Below are 17,396 nucleotides of genomic sequence, written 5' to 3' on the forward strand. Positions count from 1 at the left end.
TTTAATTCGATCCCAACAGTGCTTCCAATGCCTGATCTACAATAATATTAATTGCAAGTGGGCCATAATAAGCGATCCAAAGTGTAGAATTAACATCATATGCACGGTTATTTTTGACTGCATCAAGGGATTTCCATACTGAGCTGCTATCCAAAGCCTCTGCCTCTGCCGCAAACAACTCATCAGACAGAACAAAATAATGATCTGCTCCAATCTCAGGAACTTTCTCCATCGAGATTTCAACGGAGGTATCATCTTTGATCTTCTGGACTAATGCAGGCATTTTTAAGCCCAAATCCTCATACAGAATCCCGCCTGTACGATGCTCAAGACCATGAACACGAATGCCTTCTTTTCTCGGTCGAATAAGTGCTACCGTTTCCTCTCCCAACTTCTCCGACAGCTTCTCCTTCAGTCCTGCAATTTTGCCCTCATAAGCCTTACGCACAGTTTCTGCCTCTGCCTGCTTACCTGTGATCGCAGCCACCGTAGCTAACGTATCTCGCCAATCCTCGTAGAAGTCAAGTACGATTGTGGGTGCTATTTTGCTTACACTCTCATACTCTTTCTCTTGAAAATCAGTCATTAAAATAAGATCCGGGTCCAATGCTACAATCGCTTCCAGATTGGGCTTGTCCCGTGTACCTAAAACTTGTACGTCACCCGGCTTATCGCCTAAATATTCTGGAAATGTGGTATTGCCTTCAGCGATAACACTGCCTGCCGGCTGCTCGCCAATGGCTAGCAATTGATCCAGAAATTTGACATCAAGCACAGCAATTTTCTTTGGTTTCTCGTTAAGCGTATACTGACCCTTCATATGCGAGATCGTAACCGGGAAGGCTCCGGCAGTCTGAGACGCTCCATTCGAAGGCGTGTCCGTTGGAGTTGTAGCAGACTCATTGCCGCCATTTGTACCTGCTCCGGCACCGCAAGCCGTCAGTACAAGAACAAGGGCCAGCATCCAGCCCATTAAAAATCGTGATTTATGGTCACCATGTGCCATGCTTCCGGCAGCTTGCCTCTTTGTTCCTTTATTCATGGTGAATCCTCCTTATGTATGATAATGATTTTCATTATCGAAATATAAGGCGAGTATAATATATCTCCACATCGCGTTACCATGTACTTTTGCGACATTTCAGCCGGACTAATGCGACATGTAAACCGCTATATCTTCATTTACAATTCTATCAACTCTTTTACTAATTACTGCATAATCATCGTCTAATGTATCAAGCCAACAAAAGCAAGAATCTCCCCTTTTTTCTTTTCATTGATTTCTACCTCTTGCGTCAATGTACATTCCATATCCATTTGTTCCATTGAAACTACAACAGAGGTTTGTATGATAAATTTGTGGGTACTCTTCATTAAATTCTGAATGTGGGACTCATAAAATGTTCCTTTGGATTCATAAGCCATTTTCGGTGAAACATCTATCTTTAATACCCTTTCATCCGCAGATATTTCTAAATCATTTTGCTTTCTCCTTTTATCAAGTATTTCCTATAACGTCCTTGTATTTATGCACCCGTTAGGGGGTGTCTGCTGAAATAATTTCTCTCCGACACTCTTCTATCAGACCCAGGCTCCAAAGGAGCTGCAGCTTGAATATTATGTTATGTGATGCCACATCTTCTTCGAACTTTCTACCTAACAATTATTTATGGATTTGAACTTTGATTTTAGATATTTGTTTATCTATTAAATTATAGATTTTTTCGATTTCATCTTCTTTGATCTTATTTTTTACCAATTCATTTTTAATTTCTTGTTGAAGTTCAATTAACGCTTTAAGTTTCAATGTTATATACCAGCCTGTCCATTCCGTAACTAGGCTATCGTCAAAGCATTCGCCATCGGTATAAAAGAACATTCTATAATAACCTATTCTCTTTTTTTTGTAGTAAATGTCTAACGTAGATATAACCTGCTGGGAATAGTGACTGTCTACAATCTGATAATCGGAATGAAAAATAGTTTTATACTCAATTGTATCTATTGAAGGCTTAATATCTTCTAGATTCAATTCATCAAAAAACAAACTAATTTCTTCTGGACATTCTTTCATGTAGTTATTGAATGTTACCCAAAAACCTTCTAAGGTTCTATCCATAATTTTATGTGTATTAATCCAGCTCTCTAGCGCTAAATTATCCAATTGAATCATCCATCCTTTAAAATCTTATGTGATTTCACATAACGTTCCTGTATTCATGAACTCCGCTAGGGGTTGTCTGCCGAAATCCCTCTTTGAAATCCAACTCGCAGACCAAGGCTCCAACGGAGCCGCAGCTTGAATATTATGTTATATGACGGAATCGCTTCTTCACTACTGGTTTTCTTCGGGTACATACTCAATTAAATCTGATAATTTGCAGTTAAATGTATCGCATAGCTTGAATAAAGTTTCCAGCTTTGTTGTTTCTATATTCGTTTCCCTATACAACTTGTTGATTGAATTCCGACTTAAGCCCGATTTCGCCATCAATTCTGTTATATCATCTATTCGATGTTCTGCCATGAGTTCTCGTATATTGCACTTGATTACGTTCATCTTTTCCCCTCCATAATTCTATCTTATCTCCCATACCAGCAATCATCAACGAAAAGCGAAGTTTTAACTCTATAAAGTCAAATATTCACCTTGAAATTAACTTTATAAGGTTATATAATAACTCTATAGAGTTAATTAGAGGAGGAATAACATATGATTAATACATTAGAATCATTAACAGAGCCGCTTATAAGAATACGTTTAGAATTACTCTTTGCTGAGCTTCTGGAGTATCATACGGAGTACAATCAGCTTTCTTCGGAAACAGATCGATACTTTAGAACACTTCGTGAAGCGTTACCCGATCAACTTCAACATACGGTTTTTCTGTACGAAGATGCTCAAATATCTCTCCAATCCATCTTAGAAAGAAGCATCTACATACAAGGTTTCAAAGACGCTCTACAACTCTTTAGTGAATTGAAAAATTCTAACATTTAGAGGATCATATGATCCTCTTTCCTATTGTTTTTGATTCTGTCGTATAACGTTCCTGTATTCACGACCCAGCATATGCTGGGTGTCCGGCGTATGCCGGACCCAGGACGAATGTCTAAAGCGTGAATATATTGTTATAAGAATTTACTATTATAATCAAATATATTATAAAGACTTTAATATTCATTAAATCACGGAGTTGTATTTCAAAAGCTTCATCAAGTTATCTCCCATAAGTGTGTGTATTGTCCAATTTAGATTTGCAGTTGCACGTTTGATCGCATTGTAAAATGGTTCTGTTCCTTCGCAAGGAGAAACAAACACTACCACAGCTTTATTACCAAAATTAGCAAATGGTCTATACACTTGATATGTTACATCCTCAGTTACTTTCTTTTTAATCTCTTGTCCAGATTTAAAAGGCATACAAAGATAATTAACTTTATTGGTCCCAACTTTTTTAATAGGCAATTCCATATCTGATATCTCGTACACACCATGAGGCTTAACTTTTTCTCTATCTACAATTGATTTATCTATATTTATAATATATTTGAGCAACTGCCTCTCGAAGCTCTTCGTCGTTATAATTTAAATTTTTTTGTTTATCCTCTTCAGTCAATTCGGTTGCATTATGTTTACCATAGTCCTTGAAATAATTATCCATAGTAAACCATTCGTTAATTTCGTATTCTTCGACAACAGGAATTCTTAGGTTCGTTAATTCAACATTATTTTCGTGTTTGAGAATAGCACTACAATTTCTAAGGACTATAACTTTTTCAATAAACTTAAAATCACTATATTTATCTATAAGAACATTCCAGAAGTCATCTGGGAATTTATCCTTGAAGTACTCGAAGTCAACGTTTATAAGACTAAAGTATCCCCATATTTTTTTAACAATAGAGTTTATATCTTCTAAATTGTTCACCTCTTTTCGAATAAAGTTTATTTCTTTTTTACTATAATCTTCGCAATACTTTATTGTTGATATTAAGAACAAGTTCAACTGAGGGTTGCTATCTAATTGAACTGCCATTTCTTCTTTTTCTACAAACCTTTTAACAATATTCAAGCATTTGACCGCTAAGTCAGTTGCTTTATCTCTATATAATTTCGGCTCTGTTTTAAGATATTCCACCATAGCTTGCAAATAATTAAGAACCGTATAGAAAGCAGGTACAAGTATATCCATTTCATTGTTATGATCAAGTAAGTTATTCATTCCACGTACTAATCCAGAGTCTCCTCTTGTAAAAAAATACTCATCTTCTGAGCTTCCATGTACCATACCTTCCCTCATCTGAAGTCTCATTATATTAATATCAATATTTACGTTATAGGTTGCACGTCCAACTGAATCTGATGTTGCTTTATAAAACTCTTGTGGCAATTTATAAAGACTATGAAAATAAAATATTTTATCAAGAATATAAACTTGATTAGCTATTTTTTTTAAAAATATTGTTAATAAAACTTGATTTTCTGCACTTAAAGTAAAGTTTTCTTGTATATCTTCTAATAAAAATGCAAGTTCACAAAGTTCTTTTATCTGAGCTTTATTTGGCTCCATTTTTAATGTTTTTTCACATAAAAATAGCTGATCATTTAAACTCGTTTCTAAAAATTCTTTCATAATGACACCTCTTTCAATTCATTTAGTGAATCATCTGTTGAAATTTTAAAAATATAAGAATATTCCTTTTGAGAAAGACAAATAGCATCAACTTTTATTTCTACATTCTCTCCTAAGCTCTTAAGTAAGATTCTTTTTCTTGTAACAATATCTAAATCAATAAAATCGTCTGATACTACTAAAATATCAAAATCAGAATATTGATTTTGTAGATTAAATGCATAAGAACCTCTAATAAAAAGTTTCTCACAATTAAAATAAGTATGGCTACTCAGTTGTCTAATTATTGACTCTTCAATACTCATATTTATTTCACTCCATAAAACTACTATTATTTATTTTTTTGATTTCACAGTAATTTTCTTATAACGTTCCCGTATTCACGACGCCTGGCGGCTGCCAGGTGTGTCCGGCCGCTTTTGCTTCCCTGAAGTCATACTCCCGGACCGAGGGCGTATGCCCTAAGCGTGAATATAATGTTAAGCGATGGTAATGTCTTCTAAGTGATACCTTAAAATCAAAAAATAATTGGTCTTAGACAAACAATTCCTGCAATTTTCTTCAACAAATCGTCTTTATCGTTATTCACAAACCATTTATAAGCTTTCTCATTAGAAACTAGTAGTACCGCCTCTGATATATCAAATTGAAAATCACCTTTGACCCTCCATTCTCTCTCGTGAGTCCAGTCAATAATATTTGATCTATCACTTAAGTTAAAATTAACAATTCTCCAATGTTCATCCTTAGGTAACATTTTCTTTGCTATTTCTGTTTGTTCATATATAGCAGGGCGAGCACCTTTTTCATATGCATAGATTTTTCTAAATGCTATACCTGCCGGCAAGTAACGAACTTTTATTTTTTCCTTAGGCATACCGCTTTCTACTTGTTTTTCTCTATAGCCTTGCTCATGTAGTATATTTTGAACTAGAGAAACTGGAGGGGTATCCTGAAAACAAACTGCGGGGTTATCTCCTACAATAAATCCTGGGGAACCGGGTTTACTCCCAATAATTTTTCCCTCCTTTAATATTTTCATTAAGACTTGACCTGTCTTCAATTCACCTTTTGCTCTAGTTAAATGAGTAATATAAGTAGTGAGGTCTGTTCTCCCGCTAATCCTGTTATTCCATTGATCTATTGTATAAGGCATTCAATCACGTCTTTCTTTATAGTGTTTTCACATTACTTTCGCGTAACGTTCCTGTATTCATAAAATCCAAAGGGGTTGTCTGCTGAAATACTCTGAATTCTTTCCCGCAGACCAAGGCTCCATCGGAGCCACAGCATGAATATTATGTTATGCGAAGCTTCTACGAAACCTCTTTTGAACCGATATCTACAATTCTTTGTTTAAAATAAACTCAAAATCTTCATCAGACACTAAATGATTATCTTTTATAAATGTCTCTAACTCATTCAAATAATTATTACAGAGTTTGATATATTTATCTCCATATTGATCTTGAATCTTATTTGAATTGGTTTCAATATTAATGATTTCTTTACGTACGTGCTCTTCTTAAAAAAAATATTGAACTTGTATAATTATCACTTAGACATAAAGAAATTGAATTGTTAATATAGCAGACCAAGCCATAGAATACAGAATTTCTTCTTAAGCCTGTCCATTGCTTATGAATCTCTTCTGTATTTAATTTTTTGGCTAACTCAAAGACATGAGAATTCAAAAAAATCTGGTATTCCTCCATCTTTAAGCAGTTTCGCATAACGTTTCTGTATTCATGATGTCCGACGAAGTCGGATGTGTCTGGCTGCTCTTGCTTCTTTCGATATTCTTCTGCCGGACCGAAGGTGCGTACCCGATACGTGAATATAATGTTATGTAACGTCCATCCATGCTATTCCTCAGTTCCTTTATTGACTGTCATTTCCAAAGATTTTTCTCATCTTCGTAAAATGGTATCCAATGATGTGTGTCACCATGCGAGGTTGAAACCTTGGCCATATCCAAATAATTTTGTACATCAATTAATTCCATCATAATTGACAACAAAAAATCTACTGGAAATGTTGCATTCTTACTCGGATCATCCTTATCCAACAAAATGAATATTGGATAATCATTTTCCTTTACTACTTCTATTGATACACCCTCTTTAATAATGTTAATTACATCCCAGCCTTGACTATTGATATACTGTTCCAATTTATCTATCTTTAATGATGAGATAAAAAATTTCGATCCCATTAATAGATCTACAACTAACCTTGTTTCAATAGGATAAACTGTGAATGGAACAGTAGTTCCGGTATTTTGTCTATAATCCAAGGATGAGATAGTAATTGTTAGTTCATCTCCCTCCCATTCTTTCAAGGTTCCCAACAATATATTGATCTCATTACTCTTTTGAGATTTTGTAAGATTTCCTGCATCTACACAACACACACAGAGGAACTCATTAATTTCTCTAATTGCGGTTCCTTCTGTCTCAGTTTCAATTAGCATTTCTTCTAATACTTTTAATTCATGGCGTCTAGAAGGAAGCCTTAACATATTCACAGGTTTCTCATTAACTTGACCATATTCATTATTATGAAAATCCACCAGAGATTTCATTCTTTCTTTTTGCCTGCTGATTCGTGCTCCCCTACTATTCCCTTTCTTGACTTCTATTATTTCGAAGCTCTCATCCGTTTTTACAATAATGTCCCCAATGTTTGTTACCGAATTAAGATCAGTAATAAGAACCTGAGAACCTGGTCCCTTTCTATCATTTAGAATTGCTGCTAGCTCTAACCCTTCGCTAAACCCTTCTTCTAACAATGCATAAACTGATGTTTTATTTGCTTGTAGCATAGTATAAAGTGAGTAATTATAATCAATGAACCTATATGCAATACCATCTGCAACTTGAATTAGTGCATTCAAAGTTGTTCTTGTGGCGCTTTCATAAAAGTCAAGCAATTCCTTCTCTTCATTCTTATCTCGCATCTCTTTAATAGATTTCAAAGTCTGTATCTCTGTAATCATAGCAGTCATAAGATTTATTTGTAGAGCGATGAAGGAATACCAATGGTCCTTTCTACGTAGTGCCATTAAAGCAAAATCCTCTACAATTGTTTTCATCTCATCGAATCCAGGAAAATACAAGTTTTGAATTGATGTAGTTAAACTTTCTTTGTTCATTCTTACTGTCTTTGAAGATATTCGCATGCTCATTCTCCTTCACTTTTATAGCATGTCACATAACGTTTCCTGTATTCATGAGCCCCGAAGGGTTGTCTGCTGAAATCCTTCCCTGAAATCCTTCTAGCAGACCAAGGCTCCGAAAGGAGCCGCTGCTTGAATACTATGTTATATGACGGAATCACTTCTTCGATTAATCAACATTCATTCTTGATTCTAATCAGTCATTGTTCTGCTATATGTTCCAATAAATCTCCTGGCTGACAACCTAAAGCCGCACATAATTTATCAATCACTTCTAACGACACATATTCGTTCGTATTGAGTTTCGCCATTGTAGCAGACGAAATACCTGTCATTTTCAATAAATCTTGCTTCTTAATCTCCCTGTCGATCAATAATTTTTGAAAAGGTTTATAACTAATCATCTGATATTCCTTTCACACATCAAGTAAATTTTTCTTTAATTATATGAAAGTATATTTTCTTTATCAAAAACATCTTCAACATGTATTGACTTAATTATTTGACATGATAAAATTATATTTAATAAGTTGAACTTTTATTCATAAAATAAAATACATTGGATGGTGTTTAAAATGCATAATTCTTTAGAGATCTTACTTGATTCACTGATTCTTACTCGAATTGAATCTTTATATGACGAGCTTATCAAAAACAACTCCAGCTACAACCAGTTCTCATCCGAACGGAATCTCTACTTCAAGCAGTTACATGAAGGAGTACCGGAGAATATACAGAAGATCCTATTCCTTTACGATGATGCTGAGCTTTCTGTTCAAGCTATTTTAGAACGTGAAATTTATTTGCAAGGTTTTAAGGACGCTCTTCATCTGCATAACGAAATACATATATCTTTAGATTGAGAGCCTTCAGGCTCTTTTTCATTTTGATTCTGTCATATAACGTTCTTGTATTCACCACGTCCGACATAGTCGGATGTGTCCGGTTGCCTCTGCTTCCCCGAAATCCTTCTGTCGGACCGAGGGCGTATGCCCGATGCGTGAATATTATGTTAGCCGTTGTTAGTTCGTTCTTCAAATCACAGACCTAATCTGAAGTCTTCAATTTTCTGTTTAATAACTTCTTCTGGCTCATTTCCATTCTTTTTTAACATTAACATTTGTTCAAAATCAGTATCATTTACAAAGATAATTAATTTATTATGTGCCATCCAAATTTCTCTTTGAGTGTGAATAGCAGATTCTTTAGGCTCCGTTCTTAATGCTATTATTCCAAACATTCCAGGGCCATAATCCTTTAAGTAATTAGCCATCTGTAGTACACAACTTTTGTCTAGTTTAGATGAATAATTCTTTGAGTCAACGATTATATAATCAGCTCTATACCGTCCTCTTAAATATTTCCAGTATCCTTCATCACAGTAATTAGCCATAATAATGTCCCTTCTGTTGGCCCTTACATGATCTGAAAGTTCAATAATTGGTTTGCCTAAACTAGGATAAAAAAGATGTTCAAGTATACTAGCACATATCTTTTGATAAGCCATCCAATGTTTAGTTCCCTTTGTACATTTATTTAACTGTGTCAATAATTCATCTTCTACTGTCACTCTAAACAATTCGTTTTTTTCAAAGAAATCTTTTAATTCTTTCGATTGTGAGTTTTTTATCTGTGAATAAAAAATATTTGAAAGTTTATCAATGTCCCATACAGTTAACCAATTATATTCGTTTAATTCGCTTTTTTGCTTTGATGATAGTTCACCTGGAAACGCTAAGACTACCTTACCTTTAGATAATTTATATGCCGATAATTGCTTTAAGACTTGTTCTAATCTGCTCAATGAGAAGATAGGACTTGATTTACATTGAATTAATAGTGTTTCCCCACGATAATCTGCAACAATATCAATTCCAGTATCACGTATTGTGCTTTCCGATCTGACATTACTAAAATCTTTATGTTGTTTCATCATATTTGCTAATTCGTATTCAAATATGTATCCTTTTAAAGCATTTGTAGCAGCGTACATATCTTTAGATGGCATCATTAATTTTCTCCTATGTTCTTGTATATGGACTTCGAATTAATTTCGGCTAACGTTCCTGTATTCACGACCCAGCGCAGGCTGGGTGTCCAGCTCATGCTGGACCGAGGACAAATGGCCAATGCGTGAATATTATGTTATCTGAAGGACTATACTAATTTAAAATGTAATTCTCGTAAGTCATTAGCTATGGTCTTATATCTGTGATAATCTCCATTAATAAACTCATCGTAGATAAATCTAAAAACAGTAGCATAGATAAATGCAAGTAAAACAATTGCTGAAATTATCACAAATATTGTCAAAACAGTAGTTAAATCATCAGTATATTTATTTAAAATATTTGTATAGGTGGCTGAAACAATGGGTAAAAGGATAGTCAAAAGAATTCCCCTCCCTACAAAGAACGGAACTTTCTGTTCTTCAGCTTGCTTTTCTACTAGCTTTATCAGCAAATCTATCTTTTTAGGATCTGTATCAATGCTTTCATTTCTCAAAAATGCTCTTAATCCCTCAGTTCTAATTTGATAATAATTTTTCCCTTTATTATCAAATTTAATTATCCGATCTCTTTCTAAAATCAAGTCTCTAAAAAGTATAACAATACAAATTATTAAAGAGACAAAGGATACGTTACTCCAATCAGATTTTATATTGTACTTTATTGCAATAATTAAGATAATGCTTAAAATAAGGGCAATAATAGATCTATTAAACCCTTGCCATTTTATTTTTTTCATCATTATGTGTAACAAGCTTAAGTCCTTTTTATAAAGTTTTAGAAGTTTATCTGTCATTGTTTTCTCCTTTTAGTCTTTCAGATAACGTCTTATTTACGAACTTCCGAAAGAATACTCTCTTTGTCATATTCACGAACTTCGTGAATCCTGCACTTTGTTCCTGATTTCCGTACTTGCTGCGTTTCAATTATCCAGCCCGCCCATCCGATCCAACGGACTTTGAATCCGCCCAATGTCCCGCCTGCTCACATGTGTATACCGCTCCGTCGTTCGCACACTCTGATGCCCTAGCAGTTCCTGAATATAGCGAAGATCAATCCCATTCTCCAGCAAGTGGGTCGCAAAGGAATGCCTTAGCGAATGGATACTCACCTGTTTGCGAATGCCCGCTTCAGCCAGCGCATTTTCAAACACTTTCTGCGCTGAACGTTCCGTCAGGTGGCGGCCTTCCCTCTGCCCTGAAAACAGCCAGTCTTCTGGCTGCTCCCCCCTTTATACTGCTCGACCACCGCAAAAGCCGCTTCGGATAGCAGCGTTTGCCGATCCTTTCTGCCCTTTCCCGGACGAACTTTCAGTACTTTCCGTTCACGGCGCAGTCTTCAAGACGCAACCTCACCACTTCGCTTACCCGCAGCCCGGATGTATACGTCAGGTACAGAATAGCCTTATGCTTTGGATTTTTCACTGCTTTCAACAGCTGCATAACCTCATTCAGGGACAGCACATCTGGCAGTTTACTCTCCTTTTTCGGACGAACATAGGCGGCGGATTTGGGCTGCTTTAGCACATGGCGAAAGTAAAATTTCAGCGCGCTGATCGCTTGGTTAACATAAGCGTGCGAAAGGCCTTTTTCGAGCAGTGCCAACGCGTATTTTTGCACCGTCGTATCATTTATGCTTGCTTCGGTCCCTTGCAATCTTGCAAAAAAGCGTTCCGTTTGCGATATGTATGCTTTAATCGTCTTGCTGCTTTACCCCCTTGCCACCAATGCATCGCGCAATTCTTGCCGCTGATCCGAATTCCATTCACCTCGTTCCGAAGATGAGAGAACCGCATTAGCCTGCGCGTCCCGCCGATCGTTTTTTCATCCCGATAAAGTAGGTTTATCTTCATCTCACTTGCCTCCTTAGTATATCAGCCGTTCAAAAAATTGGAAATCTAATTTTGCACAAAAAAAGGGACTTAAGATGGATATTCATCTTAATTCCCTGATTCTTTCAGAGTGAATTATTGATCCATTAAGTCCAATTTTCATCATCATAAAGTGTCTTGCCTTTACTTGTCCAGTTCCTCCGCGCAGAAACAAAAGAAGAGCCCGATTATTATATTAAGAAAATTAAGCCGCTAAAAAGCCCGCGCTGGACGCGGGCTTTGCTGTATATCTAGCCAACATCATTCCTAGACTTGTTACTCAACCTTAAACTGCTTTAATTCGTCTTGAAGCTTAGTGGACAATTGGTTTAATTGTTTGGATAGTTCAGCAACCTGTTCGAAGCTCTCCAATTGTTCCTGCGTGCTGGCGCTAACCTCTTCGGTTGATGCAGAATTCTCTTCTGTGGTGGAAGAGATGATTTCCAGCGCCTGCAAAATCTCATCTTTGTGCTTGTGGACTTTGGAGGTGTTGTTGCTGATCTGGATCATTCGCAATTTCAAATCTTCCAAATCCTTGTTAATGCTAAAGAATACTTGTTTCGTGTCCTCTACCGATCTGGCATTTTCTTCTGCGATTTTCAGACCGTGAACTGTATGCTCAACCGATACACTGGTTTTTTCTTCAATCACGCGTACCTTCTTGTAGATTTCCTGTGTCGCCCGTGCGGTCTGCTCAGCCAGCTTGCGAACCTCCCCGGCAACTACCGCAAACCCTTTGCCCTGTTCTCCTGCACGTGCAGCTTCAATGGAAGCATTGAGTGCCAACAGGTTGGTCTGCGTTGCAATTTGGTTGACCGTATCCACGATGCCCGAAATCTCATGACGGCTCAGATCGATATCCTGAATGATAGCCGACATCGCTTGTGTGGAATTATGATTTTCTTCCGCCCATTTGGATAGCTGATCTACTACTGCAAGCCCTTGTCCGCTTTGTTCGGCAGAGGTTTGCACCATCGTTTCGATGGTTTTGGCATCATTGGCAATTTCGTCAATTTGGCCGGATAAAGCTCCGGTTTTTTGTAAAATGTTATCCGTTTCGATAGATTGGTAGTTCGTTGCATTGGCAATTTCATTAATTGCTGTCGCAGTATCGTTCATCGTGATTGCGGTTCTGGAAGAAATGGATTGCAAATCATGAGAAGACTGATTCAAGACTTGAGCTGAGCCACTCACCATTTGTAGCATGCCTTGAATTTTTTGAACCATATTGTAAATTCCTTGAGAAATTTGCCCGATTTCGTTGTTGGAATGCGTATCAAACTGAACGGTCAAATCTCCATTTTCAATCAGTTTGATTTTGGCAAGCAATTTTGGGATTGATCTCAACAGATAACGGAGCGTTATATAAGAAATTACAACGAGCAGGATGGTGGCTGCGGCAAAGCCGCCAATGGTAAGCCAGGTAAAGGTTTTTAATTCTGTGAGCACCTCTTCTTCTGAAATGGTTAAGCCTACAGACCACCCCGTATCTTTACTGGTTGCATACCCAATATAACGACGTTCCCCATTATCATTAATTAGCTGTACTCCGGACTCACCAGCAATCATTTTCTTTCCGATCTCCCCAAGATCACCTGTGCTTTCGTTAATCTTTTCTTTCAGCACTTTATTTTGATCGGGGTGATATAAAATATCACCTGTTTTGGATGCAAGAATCGAATAGCCTGTGCTTCCAAGCGAATAGCTTTGCATAACGGCAGGGATGTCTTTGAAAGCAATATCGACAGCAGCAAATCCGATTAATTGGTTACTGCTATCTTTGATCGGATAGAAAATGCCCATGAGCACATTACCCGAATTGACGTCCTTATAGGGTTCTGAGTAGTATAAACCGTTTGCTTCAACTGCCGGTTTAAAGTACGGGCGTGTATAGATATCGAAATCCGGTTTGGAAGCAACACCATCATTCTGAAGAAAGAAGCCTTTACCAGATATGCCTGCAATCCAGGCGTCGGCAAAAGATGGCTCTGCCTTTACAATGGCTGCCAGAGTCGCTACTGTTTCCGCAGCATAAGGAGAAGTTTTCACCATCCCAGCTGATTCGGTGGTTTCTATATATTGCCGAAATAAAGTATTGGTTGACATTTGTTTGACTAGCGAGCCCTTTTCCTTAAATAACGCATCAAATTGACTGACGGTGGCCTGCGTCTTGGTCTGGAGCATGGCCTCTTGCTGCTTGACAAGCATACTTTGCGTGCTCGCATACATGAACGTCCCCAAGGTTGCAAAGACGACAACGATAATAACTAACAAGACCATGGCCAATGTGTTGGCGATACTGGATGATCTGAATACGCGCTTCTTCATATTTTGTGACATGCTGCCATCTCCCCGAGGAATATTGAGCAAAAAGCTCTTAGATAATATGTCGGAAGTTTGCAGTTGTTTTAATAGGTTTTTAGTATACACAATTTAAAGTTTTGCTATCTGATTCCTCATAAATTCCCTCCCAGCCTGCTCGGTAACTCCAGCAAAAAATTAGGGCAGCACAAAGAGCCTCCGTCAGACGCAGGCTCTTTACTAAAAGTTATAAACACGCAGGGTTATGCGGACTTAAAGTGTACGAGCAATCAAGTAAGCTCAACCTCTTTATTCTCTATCGTTAACCCAACTGCATCGTTGTGATACATGTATCGTTTTTCTCATATGTAGAGAATTCCGTTTGGGCCGTTTTACCTTCATGGTTCACACTAATGCGGTAGGTTTTATCTCTTGGCAGCCATAGATCAATAAAACCATTGGGTTGTGATTTCATGGCATTCTCCATGATGATATTCCCTTCGGAGTCGTGAACGGTCACATTGAACGCCCCATTTTTTATTTCGCCTTGGCAACCGGTTAGACTATGAGTTGCACAAGGGTGGGTCTCTTCTACATATGGCGCTATCGAAACAAAAAACTCGTTGTCAGGCAAATCATAAGTTATAGGTTGGGTGTTGTCTCCATTAACAATTAACTGACTGGAATTAATGGAAGCGGACTGGGCTGTTGCCTTGCCTGCGCTGAAATCATGCACCAATTGCTTGATATCGGTTGTCCCAAGCTTGTCCGCTCCTTCTTTTTGCATATTTCCTGCAATCAGGTACGTGCCTAATGCCGCAACAACCAACCCTGAAGCGACCAAGATTCCTTTTTTCATCTGGAGTTCATCTCCTTGTCCGTTTTAAATCATTATAATAGAGAACGCCCCGTAACGGATAAAATACGGCACTGAAGTCACCAGATATTCACATCTTTGCTTGTTTATTCAGACATATCTGGGACACAACTCTTTTTAACGATCCCGGTTCACAATATAATTCATCAGATGCTTCAAAAAAGAGATATTGCGGGGTACCTCTTTTAATGCTTCCATGGCAAGGCAGTAGTGCTCCCACATTTCTTTACTGGCACCTTCGTAACCAAGGATGGACACGAAATTCGAGTTATTATTATCCGAATCCTGGCCCACAGGTTTTCCAAGTAAGAGCGTATCTCCTTCCACATCAAGCAAATCATCTTTGATCTGAAAAGCAATCCCCATATGATAGGCGAATTTCTGCAAAGCGGCAATCTCTGATTCCTCGGCCTGTGCGAGCATGGCTGGCATAACGAGACAAGCCTCGAACGCCACTCCTGTTTTGTAAAAGCACATCATATTCAGCTGCTCCAAGGTCAAAGCCTTTCCTTTGGAATCCAGATCCATCGCCTGACCCATACACATATCCTCTGCCTTACGGGCCGAGTATTGGATCAAGGCAAGCACAGTCTCAGCGTTGAACTGACTCAGTGACGATTGCTCCCCGATGGCCTTCTGGATCAGATATAGTCCGGTTAATTCCGCAGTAGCGCTATTGTGCACCTGATGTAATGTCTGACGCCCTCTACGGGTAGAAGCGTTATCCTGGGAAGGCAAATCATCAAAAATCAGGGAGGCTGTATGCATATATTCCAATGATCGCAGAAGAGGTACGATTGCCGAAGCGTCTAATCCATATTCTTTTACGCCCATGACCCAAGTCAAAATAGGTCGTATCCTTTTCCCATCCCCCTCGAGACTATAATTTGCAGCATCAATAAGCTGTTCTTTCATGACCTCGATCCCAGAAGGCTTGGTAATCTTCAATTGGTTGTTAATCTGATCACGGACTGTTTTGACCGTATTCATAAAGTCTTCCTTTTCCCTCGAATCGTTTTTCAGATGGGTAATCATCTGGTCCCGAAGCAGCTTATCGAAGAAATCTACATCCTCTGCTTTGCCCACCATTTTCTGAATGAGACGATTAAATTCAGGATTTCCAGATGCAAAAATCTCCATTATTTCATTGTACTTTTCTGCACCTACCCGTTCTTTATAACGTTTGAGTCCATTTATTGCACGGTCCAGTATCACCTCGCGAGCCGTGGCATCGGAATGATACACGTTATCGATCAAATTAGAAATGACCGCCCAGTATAGCTCGAAGGGATTGATCAAATCCGATCTTTGATGATGATATTTTAAATAATAGGTATAGGGTGTTACCGCACCGTCTCTCATATCGTCAGCCATATCCGCAAAATCATCAGCAAGCTGGTTATAGATACCATAAAAGAATGTTCGTTGCTCAAACCCTTCATCCTCAGGAGCACTAATCACGGAACGGACAATCAAGCGGGAAGAAGCAGATTTTAAAATCACGGGTATATAAAGTTCTTCATTGGTGTAATTGGCTCTCGCTAGATTCTTATCCCGGTCGATATCTTGAGAATGAAAAAAAACATAGGACTGCTCGAAAAAGGTTTGCTGTGTGTCTGGCCGCTGATGTGCCTTAATATACTCAAAAGCATCCGAGAGCTCCGAATGGATATAGCGAATGAACTTCATATGATCGCCAGTCCAGTCGCCCAGCTCTGGCACAGATCCGGTAAGAAGCGCGGTGCGTATCATGTGGGAGTATTGCTCTTTCTCTTGAACGGTCAACAGCTGAGAATCGAGAAGATCATCAATAAAAGGATAGGTCAACCCATAGAAATACCCAAGCCTAATCGCTTCATCCAGTCTGCGCGACCGCTCAACAGGTGGCACGGCTTCGTCCATTTCTTCCATCACATGCAGAATAACCCCAATGATGATTTTAATCAGTTTGCGCTGGGCGTGCTCTGCATCCATTTCCTCAGAAATATGAGAAGATACAGAGTTAAGCTTGTTGATTAGCCAGATTACAGTGGCTTCGATCCCTTCCTTTTGAGACCACCGATACACCCCGGCTATATTCATAAACTCCGGTTGATTTCTTCTATTAGCACGGGTGGGTTGAAGCAAATATCTTTTCACGTCAGCAATAACGCGCTGAATCCGGGTCTGTGTGTTCGCAGAATCTAGAGCCTTGCCTAGATCCCTCATGTAAATATAAGAGACACTTCGCTTCAGATAATCATCCAATTTGCCTGTGTAACTCAGCCATTGAATGTATCTGTCATAATCCCGAGTATCCGGCTTTCTCTTATTCCGCGAAATGAAGGATAACCATGAAGAAGGACGGATATGATTCCTTTTCCATATATGGATATCTTCTGTAAGAGAAGTCACATAAGTCTTATCCTTGACCTGATTATAGAGTGATGCAAAATACTGGAGCGCCTTCTGCTCAGCCAGCTGGTATCCTGTATCGGCTCGAAATTTTTCATTCATATGATGCATTACCTCAACTTCTCATTTT

General features: G+C 38.2%; 19 protein-coding genes. 2 read left to right on the forward strand and 17 right to left on the reverse strand.

Annotation, left to right across the window (positions count from 1 at the left end; translation table 11 throughout):
- Position 1 precedes the first annotated feature (1 nt).
- The 3 genes from ACUC6J_RS17045 to ACUC6J_RS17055 all read right to left on the reverse strand — a co-directional run bounded on the left by ACUC6J_RS17045 (position 2) and on the right by ACUC6J_RS17055 (position 2,560).
- Positions 2-1,042 carry an ABC transporter substrate-binding protein gene (locus ACUC6J_RS17045; protein ID WP_447249149.1) on the reverse strand — a complete coding sequence of 347 codons (1,041 nt, stop codon included), beginning with the start codon at positions 1,040-1,042 and terminating at the stop codon, positions 2-4.
- A gap of 621 nt (positions 1,043-1,663) precedes the next feature.
- Entirely contained in the window at positions 1,664-2,164 is a 501-nt protein-coding gene (locus ACUC6J_RS17050) for a hypothetical protein (protein WP_447249150.1), read from the reverse strand.
- Between the two features lie 171 nt (positions 2,165-2,335).
- On the reverse strand, positions 2,336-2,560 hold the full coding sequence (locus tag ACUC6J_RS17055) for a helix-turn-helix domain-containing protein (RefSeq protein ID WP_010345209.1): 225 nt from the start codon (positions 2,558-2,560) through the stop codon (positions 2,336-2,338).
- A gap of 153 nt (positions 2,561-2,713) precedes the next feature.
- Between ACUC6J_RS17055 and ACUC6J_RS17060 the strand changes: the two genes are divergently transcribed.
- The gene (locus tag ACUC6J_RS17060; protein WP_023989605.1) at positions 2,714-3,001 is read left to right on the forward strand and encodes a DUF6809 family protein; all 288 of its coding nucleotides are present in this window, start codon (positions 2,714-2,716) and stop codon (positions 2,999-3,001) included.
- A 183-nt stretch (positions 3,002-3,184) separates the two neighbouring features.
- On the opposite strand, the gene ACUC6J_RS17065 is transcribed toward ACUC6J_RS17060, so the two are convergent.
- The 6 genes from ACUC6J_RS17065 to ACUC6J_RS17090 all read right to left on the reverse strand — a co-directional run bounded on the left by ACUC6J_RS17065 (position 3,185) and on the right by ACUC6J_RS17090 (position 8,219).
- On the reverse strand, positions 3,185-3,475 hold the full coding sequence (locus ACUC6J_RS17065) for a hypothetical protein (protein ID WP_447249151.1): 291 nt from the start codon (positions 3,473-3,475) through the stop codon (positions 3,185-3,187).
- A gap of 55 nt (positions 3,476-3,530) precedes the next feature.
- Complete coding sequence (locus ACUC6J_RS17070) at positions 3,531-4,637, reverse strand: hypothetical protein (protein ID WP_447249152.1); 1,107 nt, start codon at positions 4,635-4,637, stop codon at positions 3,531-3,533.
- Positions 4,634-4,942: a nucleotidyltransferase domain-containing protein gene (locus tag ACUC6J_RS17075; RefSeq protein WP_076293995.1), complete on the reverse strand. Its 309-nt coding sequence runs from the start codon at positions 4,940-4,942 to the stop codon at positions 4,634-4,636. Before ACUC6J_RS17075 ends, ACUC6J_RS17070 begins: the two co-directional genes overlap by 4 nt.
- Positions 4,943-5,154: 212 nt before the next feature.
- Positions 5,155-5,793, reverse strand: a complete 639-nt coding sequence (locus ACUC6J_RS17080) for a DUF2971 domain-containing protein (protein ID WP_447249153.1) — start codon at positions 5,791-5,793, stop codon at positions 5,155-5,157.
- Positions 5,794-6,528: 735 nt separating this feature from the next.
- Positions 6,529-7,818 (reverse strand): hypothetical protein, encoded by a 1,290-nt coding sequence (locus ACUC6J_RS17085; RefSeq protein WP_447249154.1) that lies wholly within the window; start codon positions 7,816-7,818, stop codon positions 6,529-6,531.
- Positions 7,819-8,015: 197 nt separating this feature from the next.
- Positions 8,016-8,219: a helix-turn-helix domain-containing protein gene (locus tag ACUC6J_RS17090; protein ID WP_010345194.1), complete on the reverse strand. Its 204-nt coding sequence runs from the start codon at positions 8,217-8,219 to the stop codon at positions 8,016-8,018.
- A 171-nt stretch (positions 8,220-8,390) separates the two neighbouring features.
- On the opposite strand from ACUC6J_RS17090, the gene ACUC6J_RS17095 reads away from it, so the two are divergent.
- Complete coding sequence (locus ACUC6J_RS17095) at positions 8,391-8,678, forward strand: hypothetical protein (RefSeq protein ID WP_447249155.1); 288 nt, start codon at positions 8,391-8,393, stop codon at positions 8,676-8,678.
- Between the two features lie 176 nt (positions 8,679-8,854).
- On the opposite strand, the gene ACUC6J_RS17100 is transcribed toward ACUC6J_RS17095, so the two are convergent.
- From ACUC6J_RS17100 to ACUC6J_RS17135, 8 genes are all read right to left on the reverse strand, one after another.
- The gene (locus tag ACUC6J_RS17100) at positions 8,855-9,826 is read right to left on the reverse strand and encodes a restriction endonuclease (RefSeq protein WP_165178547.1); all 972 of its coding nucleotides are present in this window, start codon (positions 9,824-9,826) and stop codon (positions 8,855-8,857) included.
- Between the two features lie 146 nt (positions 9,827-9,972).
- Entirely contained in the window at positions 9,973-10,620 is a 648-nt protein-coding gene (locus ACUC6J_RS17105) for a hypothetical protein (RefSeq protein WP_447249156.1), read from the reverse strand.
- A 126-nt stretch (positions 10,621-10,746) separates the two neighbouring features.
- On the reverse strand, positions 10,747-11,031 hold the full coding sequence (locus tag ACUC6J_RS17110) for a tyrosine-type recombinase/integrase (RefSeq protein ID WP_447250304.1): 285 nt from the start codon (positions 11,029-11,031) through the stop codon (positions 10,747-10,749).
- Between the two features lie 103 nt (positions 11,032-11,134).
- The gene (locus ACUC6J_RS17115) at positions 11,135-11,479 is read right to left on the reverse strand and encodes a tyrosine-type recombinase/integrase (RefSeq protein WP_447249157.1); all 345 of its coding nucleotides are present in this window, start codon (positions 11,477-11,479) and stop codon (positions 11,135-11,137) included.
- Positions 11,455-11,676, reverse strand: coding sequence for a hypothetical protein (locus ACUC6J_RS17120; RefSeq protein ID WP_447249158.1), 222 nt, complete (start codon positions 11,674-11,676; stop codon positions 11,455-11,457). Before ACUC6J_RS17120 ends, ACUC6J_RS17115 begins: the two co-directional genes overlap by 25 nt.
- A gap of 294 nt (positions 11,677-11,970) precedes the next feature.
- Positions 11,971-14,034, reverse strand: a complete 2,064-nt coding sequence (locus ACUC6J_RS17125; protein ID WP_447249159.1) for a methyl-accepting chemotaxis protein — start codon at positions 14,032-14,034, stop codon at positions 11,971-11,973.
- 283 nt (positions 14,035-14,317) lie between these two features.
- Positions 14,318-14,854, reverse strand: coding sequence for a CueP family metal-binding protein (locus tag ACUC6J_RS17130; protein WP_330720658.1), 537 nt, complete (start codon positions 14,852-14,854; stop codon positions 14,318-14,320).
- A gap of 135 nt (positions 14,855-14,989) precedes the next feature.
- The gene (locus tag ACUC6J_RS17135) at positions 14,990-17,377 is read right to left on the reverse strand and encodes a polyprenyl synthetase family protein (RefSeq protein ID WP_447249160.1); all 2,388 of its coding nucleotides are present in this window, start codon (positions 17,375-17,377) and stop codon (positions 14,990-14,992) included.
- Between the last annotated feature and the right edge of the window lie 19 nt (positions 17,378-17,396).

The organism is Paenibacillus sp. JJ1683, assembly GCF_053006485.1.

What these genes read in the sequence shown, in the direction of transcription:
- ACUC6J_RS17045 (WP_447249149.1), bottom strand. Translation starts at nt 1,042, where the DNA reads ATGAATAAAGGAACAAAGAGGCAAGCTGCCGGAAGCATGGCACATGGT.
- ACUC6J_RS17055 (WP_010345209.1), bottom strand. Translation starts at nt 2,560, where the DNA reads ATGAACGTAATCAAGTGCAATATACGAGAACTCATGGCAGAACATCGA.
- ACUC6J_RS17060 (WP_023989605.1), top strand. Translation starts at nt 2,714, where the DNA reads ATGATTAATACATTAGAATCATTAACAGAGCCGCTTATAAGAATACGT.
- ACUC6J_RS17065 (WP_447249151.1), bottom strand. Translation starts at nt 3,475, where the DNA reads ATGGAATTGCCTATTAAAAAAGTTGGGACCAATAAAGTTAATTATCTT.
- ACUC6J_RS17070 (WP_447249152.1), bottom strand. Translation starts at nt 4,637, where the DNA reads ATGAAAGAATTTTTAGAAACGAGTTTAAATGATCAGCTATTTTTATGT.
- ACUC6J_RS17075 (WP_076293995.1), bottom strand. Translation starts at nt 4,942, where the DNA reads ATGAGTATTGAAGAGTCAATAATTAGACAACTGAGTAGCCATACTTAT.
- ACUC6J_RS17080 (WP_447249153.1), bottom strand. Translation starts at nt 5,793, where the DNA reads ATGCCTTATACAATAGATCAATGGAATAACAGGATTAGCGGGAGAACA.
- ACUC6J_RS17085 (WP_447249154.1), bottom strand. Translation starts at nt 7,818, where the DNA reads ATGCGAATATCTTCAAAGACAGTAAGAATGAACAAAGAAAGTTTAACT.
- ACUC6J_RS17090 (WP_010345194.1), bottom strand. Translation starts at nt 8,219, where the DNA reads ATGATTAGTTATAAACCTTTTCAAAAATTATTGATCGACAGGGAGATT.
- ACUC6J_RS17095 (WP_447249155.1), top strand. Translation starts at nt 8,391, where the DNA reads ATGCATAATTCTTTAGAGATCTTACTTGATTCACTGATTCTTACTCGA.
- ACUC6J_RS17100 (WP_165178547.1), bottom strand. Translation starts at nt 9,826, where the DNA reads ATGATGCCATCTAAAGATATGTACGCTGCTACAAATGCTTTAAAAGGA.
- ACUC6J_RS17105 (WP_447249156.1), bottom strand. Translation starts at nt 10,620, where the DNA reads ATGACAGATAAACTTCTAAAACTTTATAAAAAGGACTTAAGCTTGTTA.
- ACUC6J_RS17120 (WP_447249158.1), bottom strand. Translation starts at nt 11,676, where the DNA reads ATGAAGATAAACCTACTTTATCGGGATGAAAAAACGATCGGCGGGACG.
- ACUC6J_RS17125 (WP_447249159.1), bottom strand. Translation starts at nt 14,034, where the DNA reads ATGTCACAAAATATGAAGAAGCGCGTATTCAGATCATCCAGTATCGCC.
- ACUC6J_RS17130 (WP_330720658.1), bottom strand. Translation starts at nt 14,854, where the DNA reads ATGAAAAAAGGAATCTTGGTCGCTTCAGGGTTGGTTGTTGCGGCATTA.
- ACUC6J_RS17135 (WP_447249160.1), bottom strand. Translation starts at nt 17,377, where the DNA reads ATGCATCATATGAATGAAAAATTTCGAGCCGATACAGGATACCAGCTG.